Source organism: Xenorhabdus ehlersii (assembly GCF_003610465.1).
In the GTDB taxonomy this organism is placed as follows: domain Bacteria; phylum Pseudomonadota; class Gammaproteobacteria; order Enterobacterales; family Enterobacteriaceae; genus Xenorhabdus; species Xenorhabdus ehlersii.
Window position 1 is genome coordinate 13,265 of record NZ_RAQI01000004.1, and the last position, 13,998, is coordinate 27,262.

Consider the following 13,998-nt stretch of genomic DNA (forward strand, 5'->3'; position numbering starts at 1 on the left):
TTTTATATATTCAGATCATGACGAAATCCAGACTACAATAGCGCCCAAAATGCCTTAATCAACGGTTCGCCCAAGCGCTTACTCAACGCACAGACACCCAATTCAAACGGCTCGACCAAAGCAATATTTTCCAGCAGTGAAATACGGTTACGCACAGGTTCAGGACTGTTTTCGACAACAACCGTAGGGATCAGTGCAATCCCACAACCTAATGCTACCATAGAAACAATCGCTTCATGGCCGGAAACTGTCGCGTAAATGACGGGGTGCAGGATCTTATGTCGGCGGAACCACAGTTCAATACGTTTGCGGGAAGGGCCGTGCTCAGGCAGGATAAAAGGGATATTATTCCAGTCGGGGTGTTCCTGGGTAGCGAGATTTCTCACGGCACAAGGCAGAGAAGGAGCAATCAGTACCAGTGGTACTTCACCTATTTTGGTAAAGCTGACATTATCAGGCAGTTTCTCTGGCTTACCTGCAATCCCTAAATCCACAGCATCGGATTGAACTTTATCAACGGCATCAGCAGCGTCTCCTGTTGTCAGTTTAATTTCCACCAGGGGATGTTCTGCCCGAAATTTATCCAATACTTGTGGAAGATGGCTATACGCAGCCGTGACTGAACAGAATAGACGTAACTCTCCCGTTAGTGATGGGCTTTGGTGGTTTAATGAATGCTGTAACTGTTTATATTGCAGGAGAGTTTGCTGGGCAAATTGTTTGAATTGTTCACCGGCTAAGGTCAATTTTACTGTCCGGTTATCCCGCAGAAAAAGCGGATGCCCCAATAATTCCTCAAGACGCTGGATCTGGCGTGAAAGTGTGGATGGACTGACGTGCATGGCCTTAGCTGAGCGGCCAAAGTGACAACTTTCTGCAAGGTGTAAAAACAGTTTTAAATCACGTAGATCCATCGTTTTTAGGCCTTTTATCGAGAGGCTGTTTGCCGTGAAAAAGTTTGTTGCATAAACTGCAATATAGTCTTGTTAATATATCAATTTCAGCAATGGCTTGCATGTCATATATTGTTTCTATGCAAACGACCTCACACCTAATTATTATATCGGAGTCACCATGGCTAATTATTTTGATACATTGAACTTACGCCAACAATTGGCGCAGTTAGGCAAATGTCGGTTTATGGCGCGGGAAGAATTTGCTGACGAAGCAGGGTATTTGAAAGGCAAGAAAGTGGTGATCATTGGTTGTGGTGCGCAAGGGCTAAACCAAGGTCTCAATATGCGTGATTCTGGTTTAGATATTGCCTATGCCTTGCGTAAAGAAGCGATTGATGAAAAACGACCATCATGGCGTAAGGCAACCGAAAATGGTTTTAAGGTTGGCACTTATGAAGAATTAATTCCACAGGCTGATTTGGTTATCAACCTGACACCAGACAAACAGCATTCAGCGGTGGTTCAGGCAGTGCAACCCTTGATGAAAGAAGGTGCAGCACTGGGCTATTCCCACGGTTTCAACATCGTCGAAGTGGGTGAGCAGATACGCAAAGATATCACCGTTGTGATGGTTGCGCCTAAATGCCCGGGTACGGAAGTGCGTGAAGAGTATAAGCGTGGATTTGGTGTGCCTACTCTGATTGCTGTACATCCAGAAAATGATGCAAAAGGCGAAGGGATGGCGATCGCGAAAGCGTGGGCAGCCGCAACAGGGGGACATCGGGCGGGTGTACTGGAATCTTCTTTTGTAGCAGAAGTTAAGTCTGATTTGATGGGAGAACAAACCATTCTGTGTGGCATGTTACAGGCTGGTTCTTTGTTGTGTTATGACCAACTGATTGCTGATGGTGTTGATCCCGGTTTTGCCGGAAAATTAATTCAATTTGGTTGGGAAACTATCACTGAAGCGCTGAAACAGGGTGGCATTACATTGATGATGGATCGTCTTTCTAATCCAGCAAAATTGCGTGCCTATGCCTTATCTGAACAACTGAAAACTATTTTGACTCCTCTGTTCCAGAAACATATGGATGACATCATTTCTGGTGAATTTTCTTCCACAATGATGGCAGACTGGGCAAATGACGATAAGAATTTGCTGGCTTGGCGTGAGGAAACCGGTAAGACGTCGTTCGAAAATTACCCAGACTACACAGGGCATATCAGTGAGCAGGAATACTTTGATCATGGCGTCCTGATGGTTGCAATGGTCAAGGCGGGGGTAGAACTGGCATTCGAGACGATGGTAGATACTGGCATTATCGAAGAGTCTGCTTATTATGAATCTTTGCATGAACTGCCGTTGATTGCGAATACCATCGCTCGCAAGCGTTTGTATGAAATGAACGTGGTAATTTCTGATACTGCAGAATACGGTAACTATCTGTTCTCATATGTCGCTGTTCCGTTGCTGAAAGAGAAATTTATGGCAACCTTGCAAGCAGGGGACTTAGGAAAAGAAGTTGCAGATCGTAGCGTTGATAATGCGCAGTTGCGTGATGTGAATGAAGCGATCCGTAACCATCCGATTGAAGTTATCGGTCGTACTTTGCGTGGCTATATGACAGATATGAAACGCATTGCAGTCGGTGGCTAATATCATGTTTATCCTGCCCGAAGTGACTTTATCGGGCAGGCAGTTCTTTCATTCTTGCAAATCGAATTTCAATTTTAGTTCATCAATGGCTTGTCGCTGAAATGCTTCAAATCGTTCTTTCGGTTGCTGCGATTGGATCATATTTAGCGCAGGATCGTTGACTTTAGTGCGTACACCGCTTAATTCCTCCATGACAGCCAACCCACAGAAAGGCACATAGGCTTCAGAATATCCCCCTTCGTGAACGATGACTAACTTGCCATGGCACAACTCATCGGCTGCTTGCTGTACCCTGCGGGTCATTTCACGGAAGCTGTCACTGTGCAATTGCATTCGTGCCAGAGGATCAAACGCATTGGCATCATAGCCGCAGGCAATGATGATCAACTCGGGTTGGTAACGTCGCAATGCAGGGAGTACAATCTGATCCATAGCATAAAGATAACTATTGTGCCCAGCTCCTGCCATCAATGGGATATTGATATTAAACCCTTCTCCTTTACCCGCCCCGATATCTTCCTCGCCACTATAGCCTTCGGGATAGCAGCCATCTTGATGCAGTGAAATAGTCAAAACATCATCACGTTCCCAGAAGATATGTTGGGTTCCATTGCCGTGGTGAACATCCCAGTCAATGACTGCGACTCGACCAACCCCAAGCTGTTCTTTTGCATGCTCAATGGCGAGGGCAATATTGGCAAGGAAACAGAATCCCATTGCTTGATCTGGCAGGCAGTGGTGTCCGGGGGGACGGGAAAGGCTGTAGGCATTATCCAACTCGCCTTGTAACACCGCTTTTACTGCGGCATAAGTTAGTCCGGCGGATAGTTTGGCTATTTCATAGCTACCTTGTCCTATTGGTGCCTCTGAGCCTAATGTTCCTCCGCCATTATCACTCACGGTCTTAAAGCGCTGTAAATACTCTTCGGTATGAACCAGTCTCAGCGTTGCATCATCAAGAGGTTCAGCACCACGCAGTTGCAATGAATGACTTAATCCCGAAACATCCATTAAGTTTTTCATTCTGCGTTTTGTTTCCGGTGATTCTGCATGTCCTGCACCGTTGGGAGGTTGTACCCATCCTCCAACCGGAAATGTCATAACGTGTGATAATCCCGAATTATGCCAGAAACAGAGTTCATCAAAGAAAAAGCCTGTTTTACGTAACATATTACATCCTCTTTGATTCCATTTATCTTTCAAGCTGCAACTTGAAATCTATTTGGTATATTGATTGTAGTCAGTAAGCGCAATTGATGGTTATAACATCAACGTAGTTAAATAGATCCTATGTATTTCAATTACAATAGAATCAATATTGATATATTTGGCCTGAGTAATTTAAGTTATTAATGAAAAAATTATTTTGTAATTTATCATATAGATTAATAATAAAATGAATGAGTTTTAGATATAACTTTCAAAACAGTATGCGATTAAATCCAAGCCAACAACAAGCGGTTGAATTTGTAACAGGACCTTGTCTGGTTCTGGCGGGTGCGGGCTCCGGCAAGACTCGAGTGATCACCAATAAAATTGCTCACCTGATCCGCACCTGTGGTTATCAGGCTCGCCATATTGCGGCAGTCACTTTTACTAACAAAGCGGCACGTGAGATGAAAGAACGTGTTGCCCAAACCTTGGGTCGTAAGGAGACTCGGGGATTAATGATCTCGACTTTCCATACCTTGGGATTGGAGATCGTTAAGCGTGAATACAAAGCGCTGGGAATGAAAAGTAACTTCTCATTATTTGATGATCAAGATCAGATGGCTTTGCTAAAAGATCTCACTGCGGATTTGCTGCAAGAAGATAAAGATCTGCTACAAAAACTGATTTCGAACATTTCTAACTGGAAGAATGACTTAATATCGCCAGAACAAGTAATGAGAATGGCACGTTCAGCGCAGGAACACCAGTTTGCAGAATGTTACCGTCGTTATGACTTGCACCTGAATAGTTGTAATGTTCTCGATTTTGATGATCTAATTACCAAACCAACTTTGCTGTTAATGCATGATGAGGAAGTCAGGGAGCGTTGGCAGAATAAAATTCGCTACTTGCTGGTGGATGAATATCAGGATACGAATACCAGTCAATATCAACTGGTGAAATTATTGGTGGGTAATCGCGCACGTTTTACCGTGGTTGGGGATGATGATCAATCCATTTATTCATGGCGTGGTGCTCGTCCACAGAATTTGATTTTATTGAAGGATGATTTCCCGCAGTTGAATGTGATTAAGCTGGAACAAAATTACCGTTCATCAGGGCGGATATTGAAAGCGGCGAATATTCTGATAGCCAACAATCCCCATGTTTTTGAAAAAAAACTCTTTTCGGAATTGGGGTATGGTGATCCGCTCAGGGTGATCGAAGCGAACAATGAAGATCATGAAGCTGAGCGTGTGGTGGGGGAGTTGATCGCTCATCACTTTATCAATAAAACGGAATATAAAGATTACGCTATTTTATATCGCGGTAATCACCAATCCCGTATCTTCGAAAAAATGTTGATGCAAAACCGCATTCCTTACCGAATTTCGGGGGGAACATCATTCTTTTCTCGGCCTGAAATTAAAAACCTGCTCTCTTATTTGCGTGTTTTGACCAATCCTGAGGATGACAGTGCATTTTTACGTATCGTCAATACACCACGACGAGAAATCGGTGCGGTGACGATCCAGAAATTGGGGGAATGGGCGAATCAGCGTAGCAAGAGCTTATATCAAGCCAGTTTTGATCTTGGGCTGGAACAGCATTTAACAGGGCGTGGTTTGGCTGCATTACAGCGCTTTACCCACTGGATGGACGAAATAGCTCGTCAGGCGGAGCGGGAGCCACTGCTGGCGGTGAGAGACTTACTGCGTGGCATGGATTACGAAAGTTGGTTATATGAAACCTCCCCCAGCCCAAAAGCGGCTGAAATGAGAATGAAGAACGTCAACCAACTTTTCACTTGGATGAGTGAAATGCTGGAGGGAGATGACTTGAATGAGTCAATGTCTCTTTCCCAAGTCGTGGCGCGTTTTGCGTTGCGGGATATGCTGGAGAGAGGCGAGGAAGATGAAGAGTTGGATCAGGTTCAGTTAATGACGTTACATGCTTCCAAAGGGCTGGAGTTTCCCTATGTTTTTTTGGTGGGTATGGAAGAAGGTTTGTTACCTCACCAAAGCAGCATTGATGAAGACAATATTGAGGAAGAGCGTCGTTTGGCTTATGTGGGCATTACGCGCGCGCGGAGAGAACTTTTTTTCACTTTCAGCAAAGAGCGTCGCCAGTTTGGTGAACTTATCCGTCCAGAACCGAGCCGATTCTTGCTTGAGTTGCCGCAGGATGACTTGGATTGGCCACAAGGTAAGCGGGTGATGAGCGCAGAGGAAAGGATGAAACAGGGGCAATCGCGACTTGCCGACATTAAATCCCGTCTGGGACTTGGGCTGAAAACCGACAATAATAAATAGTACGATAATAGTCCCCTGCATTTATGGATAAGTGCAGGGGAATAAAGTAGAAACTTTAGCCGAGACGAGCATTATTTTGCTCTTCAAACAACAATAACCATTGGACATAACTCTGCCACTTCGTTTCTTGCTGTAATGCTTCAGTTCTGAGCGGGTGTTTTATCTGCCATTGATGGGGCAAGGTGATGATGAGCGTTTCATTTTTCGCCTGTAATCGTAAAGCTGGCAAAGTATCATCCCGCCGACGGCTGGCGAAAATAATTGCCAGCCGCAATAAGCGACATAACTTTTGTGCCTGTAGCGATGGCACAGCATTTTGCTGACTAAGTGATGCCAGATCCACTGGACCGCTTTGATTTTTCAATAGAATAGCCAACAGTCGTTTTTGGGCAGGAGTATAACCAGGCAGATCCAAGTGGCTTATCAAATAAGCGGAATGTGCAGGTCCCTGACGAAAATCAACAAACAGGCCTATTTCATGGAGCAAACAGGCACCGACCAATAACTCACGACAACGTTCGTCCAATTTCCATGAATTAGCAACTTGTTGGCAAAAATTTTCGGCTAACTGTTTGACACGCTGTGCCTGTTCAATATCCAGTTGAAAGCGATACTGAATATTGCACAGGGTTCTTGCCCGAATATCCTGTTCGATCGACAAATTCAGCATCCCATAAACCAGACCTTCACGTAGTGCGCCGCCTGCTAATATCATACTTTCGATATTCAATGCCTGAAAAATGGCGATTAAGATTGCCAATCCACTTGGAAAAACCAACGCCCGTTCCAGTGTCAGCCCATCAATTTCTAACTCTTCCAGCTTGCCGCACCCAATCGCCTGATGTTTAAGTTGCTGGAGTTTGGATAGGGTGATCAGTTCATCCATACCTTGAGCAATCATAATTTCCTGCAAGGCTTGTACCGTGCCGGAAGCTCCTACACAAACGTTCCAGCCTTGCTCAAGCAGCTTAGGGGTAACAGAGCTGAGAATATCATGTGCAGCAGTTTCTGCATTAGCAAAGTTTTCTGCTGTCAGGCGGCGATCATTGAAATAACGTTCCAGCCAGGTAACACAGCCCATTTCAAGGCTGAAAAGCTGGTTGGCTTTGGCGCCGATACCGGTTACCAATTCGGTACTGGCACCACCAATATCTACAACAAGTCGCTTTTCAGACCCGCCGGTCGTGTGAGCGACACCTTGATAAATTAGCTGGGCCTCTTCTTCGCCGCTGATCACATGAACAGGTTTGCCTAATATTTCTGAGGCCTTTCTGGTAAATTCATCTGAATTTTTTGCCAGCCTCAAGGTTGCGGTAGCAACAATGCGGATCTGTGAGACAGGAATATCCTGCAGATATTCGGAAAAGAGGCGCAAGCACTGCCATCCTCGTTCCATTGCCTGTTGTGATAAATGATTATTTTTATCTAATCCGGCAGCCAGCCTGACTTTGCGTTTGATGCGAGTAACGACTTGAATGCTGCCGGATACATCACGGACAACCAACATGTGAAAACTGTTTGAGCCTAAATCGATAGCCGCATAAAGCGAAGAAGCACTTAGCATAGTATTTATTCCGGCCTGTGTTGTTTCAGCATCGTGTTATTTCAACATTACGTTATTCCAATACCGATCGTACTATTCCAGCATTATTCAGCATTGCGTCATTTTAGCCTGGGCGCTTACTGTTACGTGTTGCATTGCCACGGCGTGGTATGTTGGTACGCCGTGGATGCCCCCCTGAGCGGGTGCGATTACGACGCTTAGGTACTGGCAGATCTTTTAGCAATGCATCACTGTTATATTTGCTAACAGGTATCTGGTGTTGAATATATTCTTCAATGGCTGGTAAGTTCAGCGCATACTCTTCACATGCCAGACTGATAGAATGACCACTTTCTCCAGCACGGCCTGTCCGACCAATCCGGTGAACATAATCTTCACAGTCATCGGGTAGATCATAGTTAAATACATGTGTCACTGATGGGATATGCAGCCCTCGGGCGGCAACATCTGTGGCAACCAGAATGTCTAGATTGCCCAAGCTGAATTCTTCAAGAATACGCAGGCGTTTTTTCTGTGCAACATCACCAGTCAGCAAACCAACCCGATGACCATCAGCAGCCAGATGGGCCCAGATGTCTTCACAACGGTGTTTGGTATTGGCAAAAATAATGCAGCGATCAGGCCACTCTTCTTCCAGCAGAGTCTGTAGCAGACGCATTTTCTCTTCGTTGGAAGGATAAAATAGCTCTTCCTTAATGCGGTGCCCGGTTTTTTGCAGCGGTTCCACTTCCACATACTCAGGATTATTCATCTGCTCAAAAGCCAGTTCACGCACTCGATAAGAGAGGGTTGCGGAAAATAGCAAATTCATTCTTTCTGTAGCCGCGGGGAGCCGACGGAACAACCAGCGAATATCTTTGATAAAGCCCAGGTCATACATGCGATCCGCTTCATCAAGTACAATAACTTGAATGGCACCAAGATGGATATGGCCCTGTTTTGCGTAATCGATCAAACGCCCTGTTGTGCCAATGACGATATCGACGCCAGCTTCCAGAACCTTGAGCTGTTTATCATAGCCATCACCGCCGTAGGCAAGACCCATTTTCAACCCAGTGACTTGTGCTAATTCTTCTGCGTCAGAGTATATTTGAACCGCCAATTCACGGGTAGGCGCCATAATCAGTGCTCTTGGCTGATTAGTTTTACGCTCTTTCTTCGCAGGGTGAGTCAATAAGTAATTAAAAGTAGACGCCAAAAATGCCAGCGTCTTGCCCGTTCCGGTTTGTGCTTGCCCCGCAACATCTCGGCCTTCGACAGTTAAAGGCAATGTTAGCGCCTGTATCGGCGTGCAGTTGGAAAACCCCTTTTTTTCAAGGGCTTCTAAGACTTTGGGGTGCAATGCGAAGTCGGAAAACTTCTTTTCTGTCAAATGTGTTTTGCTCATAGTAAGGTAGAATATCAGTTAACTATTGCTTTAAGAAAGTGTATCCGCTGAAATAAAGACACCCTTATGTTGGTTAATGTACACTGACACTGTAAAAGATTTTACTTTTGGAGCAAAAAATGAGTGCGAATATTATCTCTCTGACTGATGCTGGCTTTGGAAACGATGTTTTGAAAGCACAAGGTCCTGTTCTCGTTGAATTCTGGGCTGAGTGGTGCGGTCCTTGCAAAATGATTGCCCCTATTCTGGATGAGATTGCCACAGAATACGAAGGAAAACTGACAGTTGGCAAGCTGAACATTGATGATAACCCAGCAACAGCACCAGAATACGGTATTCGTGGTATTCCAACTCTGATTCTGTTTAAAGGCGGTGAAAAGGTTGCCGTAAAAGTGGGTGCTTTGTCAAAAACTCAACTGAAAGAGTTTTTGGAACCACACCTATAATTTAGAATTAGGTCACAGTAATTACGGACGTTTGGCGTATGAGATGATTTATCTCATTGACCGCTAGACGTCCGCTACGAAGCATGGTAAGTTAGCGTCCATGTGCTTGTATGAAGCTTTGCTTGAGCGAATTCTTTATTTGATATAAAGAGTTGACATTAAGCACGTTACATACTAAACAATTTGTAGTGTCTGATAAATCTGTTATCTCTGGGTTACCTGAAGTATCTGATGACATATCGCATTTGGTAAAATTCCTGAGTCTATATACGGCTAATCCAGTATATAGCTTAGTACACTCATAACGTCCTAATGCTAAATATCTTTAAGTCGAGTGTTTTTATCCTAGGCATTTTTATGTCGAGCCTTCTCCTTCTTGTGCTAGGTGTTAGGTATAGAATCTGCTAACAGTGCTTATGTTAAAAAACGTTTATGCTGAAAGATGTGTATGCTGAAATAGTGTCCACTGTTAAACCTTAATAGTGTTCGCATTATAAAATTGTATCTATTATAGATAGTTATAACATATGGCACATAGATAGTTAGATGATAGTTTTGACAGTTTGTCAGCCTTATTTTGAAATCAATCTACGTACTTCAAACTATTGCCTTGTAATATAATTTAATATGTTAGAAGGTGTTATTCGTTTCTGGTACAAATAAACAGGCATCGATAATGCTGCCATACCATTCACGTTTATAGTTCGAGATATACCCCGAGTTAAAGAACCCACCATTATGAATCTTACCGAATTAAAGAATACGCCGGTATCTGAGTTGATTACTCTCGGCGAAAATATGGGGCTGGAAAACCTGGCTCGTATGCGTAAGCAGGACATCATTTTCTCTATTCTCAAACAGCATGCGAAAAGCGGAGAGGATATTTTCGGAGATGGTGTGCTGGAGATATTGCAGGATGGATTTGGTTTCCTCCGCTCCGCAGACAGTTCTTACCTTGCAGGTCCTGATGATATCTACGTTTCTCCTAGTCAAATCCGCCGCTTTAACCTCCGTACCGGTGATACCATTTCAGGGAAAATCCGCCCACCAAAAGAAGGTGAACGCTATTTTGCCCTGTTGAAAGTTAATGAAGTCAACTTTGACAAACCTGAAAATGCCCGCAGTAAAATCCTGTTTGAAAACCTGACTCCACTTCATGCTAACAACCGCTTGCGTATGGAACGTGGTAATGGTTCTACTGAAGATTTGACAGCCCGTGTTCTGGATCTGGCAGCGCCGATTGGTCGTGGTCAGCGTGGCCTGATTGTTGCACCACCAAAAGCGGGTAAAACCATGCTGCTGCAAAATATTGCGGCTAACATCGCTCATAACTACCCAGATTGTGTTTTGATGGTTTTGCTGATTGATGAGCGTCCAGAAGAAGTTACCGAAATGCAGCGTCTGGTAAAAGGCGAAGTGATTGCTTCAACCTTTGATGAACCTGCTTCCCGCCATGTGCAAGTGGCTGAAATGGTGATCGAAAAGGCAAAACGTCTGGTTGAACACAAAAAAGACGTTATTATCCTGCTGGATTCCATTACCCGTCTGGCTCGTGCATATAACACTGTGGTTCCTGCTTCCGGTAAGGTCTTAACTGGTGGTGTGGATGCGAATGCCCTGCATCGTCCAAAACGTTTCTTTGGTGCTGCACGTAATGTCGAAGAAGGTGGTAGTCTGACCATCATTGCGACTGCGCTGGTTGATACTGGCTCCAAGATGGATGAGGTTATTTACGAAGAATTTAAAGGTACAGGTAACATGGAATTGCACCTGTCCCGTAAGATTGCGGAAAAACGTGTCTTCCCAGCCATTGATTACAACCGTTCTGGGACACGTAAAGAAGAGTTGCTCACTGCACAGGATGAGCTACAGAAGATGTGGATCTTACGTAAGATTATTCATCCAATGGGTGAAATCGACGCGATGGAATTCCTTATCAACAAACTGGCTATGACAAAAACAAACGAAGAGTTCTTCGACTTTATGAAACGCTCATAGTGTTTGTAAAATTGATATTTCCGTAATAAGCAATATTCATTCGCTTCTCTAAAACGCCACATTTTTGTGGCGTTTTTTTATCGAATATTTATTCTATTTGCCTGAAATGGTATGTTTTTTGCATGTTTTTCGGGTGATTAGATGCATTTTTTCTAACCGAACGTTTTATAATTATGAATCACGCTTTACAGATCGCATGGTTTATTTGATTAATTTTATGAGTTAGAACTCTTTGTTTTGTTAACAGGGAGAGCTTATGGGTTCGGTGTCAAGTGGGACATCCATAAGTATACGAATAATAGATGCCCCGCCATTATTTTTATAGAGAGTTATTATTGTGAATATTCCCAGTATGAGTGTCGAAATTTTTTGCGTATTTATATTCTCATTTGTGTTTTTGTTTGTGGCTCGTAAGGCAGCAAAAAAAATCGGCCTGGTTGATAAACCGAATTACCGTAAACGTCATCATGGTTTAGTTCCTTTGGTGGGTGGCATATCTGTTTTTTTTGGTGTTTGTTTCGCATTTATTATTACAAAAGAGTTTATACCTCATAAATGGTTGTATTTGGCTTGTGCGGGAATATTGGTTCTTATCGGTGCCTTAGATGACCGCTTTGATATCAGCGTGAAGATTCGGGCAACTATCCAAGCTTTGGTTGGTATCAGCATGATGTATTTTGCTGGCTTGAAGCTTGATAGCTTGGGGCATGCATTCGGGCCATGGGAAATGGTACTTGGGCCATTCAGCTACGTTGTGACGTTATTCGCTGTCTGGGCTGCTATCAATGCTTTCAATATGGTGGATGGGATTGATGGGTTACTGGGCGGGCTATCTTGTGTTTCTTTCGGTACGTTGGGTATTTTGTTGTATGAAAGTGGCAATACGGCACTGGCGTTTTGGTGTTTTGCGTTTATAGCGGGGATTTTGCCTTACATCTTCCTTAATCTTGGCATATTAGGGAAACGTTTTAAGGTATTTATGGGGGATGCGGGAAGTACCCTAATTGGCTTTACCATTATTTGGCTATTGACTGAAGCGACGCAAGGGGAAAATGCTTCTATTAGCCCTGTGACAGCATTGTGGATTATTGCAATTCCATTGATGGACATGATCGCTATTATGTACCGCCGATTGCGTAAGGGAATGAGTCCGTTTTCTCCAGATCGCCAGCATATTCACCATTTGATTATGCGTGCTGGGTTTACTTCTCGCCAGGCATTTATTTTGATCACTTTGGCTGCGGCTCTATTGGCATCAATTGGAATTATTGGAGAGTGGCTAAGTTTTATTCCTGAATGGATAATGTTGGCATTATTTTTGCTTGCATTTATGTTGTATGGCTATTGCATCAAAAGAGCGTGGAAGGTAGCCCGTTTTATCAAACGGTGTAGGCGCCGTATGCGTCGGGCAGCAAGCCATCATTAAGACATCGACAATCAAAGAGGTTTTGTGCAGTGATAAATTCAGAAACGAAATCTAAACAGGATCAACCAGCTATAGAGCATGAACTGGATATTCGGGCACTGTGTTATGCTTTGTGGCATGGAAAGATATGGATTATCGCCCTGGCAATAATTTTCGCTGCCGCCGCTCTGGGAGCATCTTATTTGATGCAGCAAAAATGGAGCGCAACCGCTATTGTGAACTTACCGACAACGAATAATTTGGGTAGCTACTACTCGCAACAACAATTCCTGCGTAATTTGGATACCCATATCAATGCTTCGCCAGAAGCGCAATTACCGACCATTCCAGACGGTGCATACCAAGAATTCATGACACAGGTCTTTGCGTATGATACCCGTCGTGAATTTTGGCTTCATTCTGAGTATTACAAACAACGCAAGGAAGGGCGTGCCAAAGCGGATGCTGTATTGTTGGATGAATTGATCAACGATATTAAAATCACGCACAGTGATAATAAAACATCATCAAATAACAGTATCAAATTGACAGCAGAAACCGCCGTTGATGCCAATCAACTTCTGCGTCAATATATTGCGTTCGCCAACCAACGGGCGAGCACTCACCTGAACAACGAAATTAAAGGGGCGTGGGCGACGCGGACTCAGTCAATGAAAGCATTGGTGAAACGTCAGGAGATGGTGGTAAAGGCAATATATAATCGTGAATTGAATGTGTTGCAGCAGTCACTGAAAGTGGCTGAGAAGCAAGGTATTCACCGTAATCAGACAAACATCCCTATCGAAGAACTGCCTGAATCCAAAATGTTTATGCTGGGTACATCATTACTGCAAGCCCAAATTGAAACTTTGGAAGCCACAGGCCCTGACTACAGCATCGATTATGATCAAAATATCGCGATGCTGGCTACGTTGAATGTCGGTCCGACTTTGCAGAACTCTTTCCAGACTTACCGCTATCTCAGAACACCGGAGGAACCCGTTAACCGAGACAGTCCTCGCCGTGCTTTCATGATGATTTTATGGGGAGCCGTAGGCATGTTGGTTGGTGCAGGTGTCGCTTTAGTAAAACGTCCTCGCTCCGATAGTTCATATAAGTAACAGTATGTAAATATAAACGATAGGTTTTGATCCCCCATTCTTGGAAGTATCTGCAATGAT

10 protein-coding genes are annotated in these 13,998 nt (G+C 44.0%); 6 read left to right on the forward strand and 4 right to left on the reverse strand.

The annotated features are described in order from the left end of the window. Window positions 1-32 precede the first annotated feature (32 nt). Entirely contained in the window at window positions 33-914 is an 882-nt protein-coding gene (gene ilvY / locus BDE27_RS12950; RefSeq protein WP_099133087.1) for an HTH-type transcriptional activator IlvY, read from the reverse strand. Between the two features lie 160 nt (window positions 915-1,074). On the opposite strand from ilvY, the gene ilvC reads away from it, so the two are divergent. Then, a complete protein-coding gene (gene ilvC, locus BDE27_RS12955; RefSeq protein WP_099133088.1) occupies window positions 1,075-2,553 on the forward strand; it encodes a ketol-acid reductoisomerase in 1,479 nt (492 codons plus the stop codon). 48 nt (window positions 2,554-2,601) lie between these two features. Here the strand turns inward: ilvC and BDE27_RS12960 are convergent, their stop codons facing one another. Continuing rightward, window positions 2,602-3,723: a class II histone deacetylase gene (locus BDE27_RS12960; RefSeq protein ID WP_099133089.1), complete on the reverse strand. Its 1,122-nt coding sequence runs from the start codon at window positions 3,721-3,723 to the stop codon at window positions 2,602-2,604. A gap of 260 nt (window positions 3,724-3,983) precedes the next feature. Between BDE27_RS12960 and rep the strand changes: the two genes are divergently transcribed. After that, complete coding sequence (rep, locus tag BDE27_RS12965) at window positions 3,984-6,017, forward strand: DNA helicase Rep (protein WP_099133090.1); 2,034 nt, start codon at window positions 3,984-3,986, stop codon at window positions 6,015-6,017. Window positions 6,018-6,072: 55 nt separating this feature from the next. Here rep and gppA read toward each other — a convergent pair whose 3' ends face one another. Both gppA and rhlB read right to left on the reverse strand, forming a co-directional pair. Next, complete coding sequence (gene gppA / locus BDE27_RS12970) at window positions 6,073-7,581, reverse strand: guanosine-5'-triphosphate,3'-diphosphate diphosphatase (RefSeq protein ID WP_099133091.1); 1,509 nt, start codon at window positions 7,579-7,581, stop codon at window positions 6,073-6,075. A gap of 103 nt (window positions 7,582-7,684) precedes the next feature. Then, window positions 7,685-8,968, reverse strand: a complete 1,284-nt coding sequence (gene rhlB / locus BDE27_RS12975; RefSeq protein ID WP_099133092.1) for an ATP-dependent RNA helicase RhlB — start codon at window positions 8,966-8,968, stop codon at window positions 7,685-7,687. Window positions 8,969-9,087: 119 nt separating this feature from the next. Here rhlB and trxA point away from each other — a divergent pair, with 119 nt between their 5' ends. The 4 genes from trxA to wzzE all read left to right on the forward strand — a co-directional run bounded on the left by trxA (window position 9,088) and on the right by wzzE (window position 13,938). Further along, entirely contained in the window at window positions 9,088-9,414 is a 327-nt protein-coding gene (gene trxA, locus BDE27_RS12980; RefSeq protein WP_099133093.1) for a thioredoxin TrxA, read from the forward strand. Window positions 9,415-10,152: 738 nt separating this feature from the next. After that, window positions 10,153-11,412, forward strand: coding sequence for a transcription termination factor Rho (gene rho / locus BDE27_RS12990; protein WP_074020680.1), 1,260 nt, complete (start codon window positions 10,153-10,155; stop codon window positions 11,410-11,412). A 337-nt stretch (window positions 11,413-11,749) separates the two neighbouring features. Beyond that, on the forward strand, window positions 11,750-12,838 hold the full coding sequence (gene wecA / locus BDE27_RS12995) for a UDP-N-acetylglucosamine--undecaprenyl-phosphate N-acetylglucosaminephosphotransferase (RefSeq protein WP_099133094.1): 1,089 nt from the start codon (window positions 11,750-11,752) through the stop codon (window positions 12,836-12,838). A 29-nt stretch (window positions 12,839-12,867) separates the two neighbouring features. Next, window positions 12,868-13,938, forward strand: a complete 1,071-nt coding sequence (wzzE, locus tag BDE27_RS13000; RefSeq protein ID WP_099133095.1) for an ECA polysaccharide chain length modulation protein — start codon at window positions 12,868-12,870, stop codon at window positions 13,936-13,938. The last annotated feature ends 60 nt before the right edge of the window (window positions 13,939-13,998 follow it).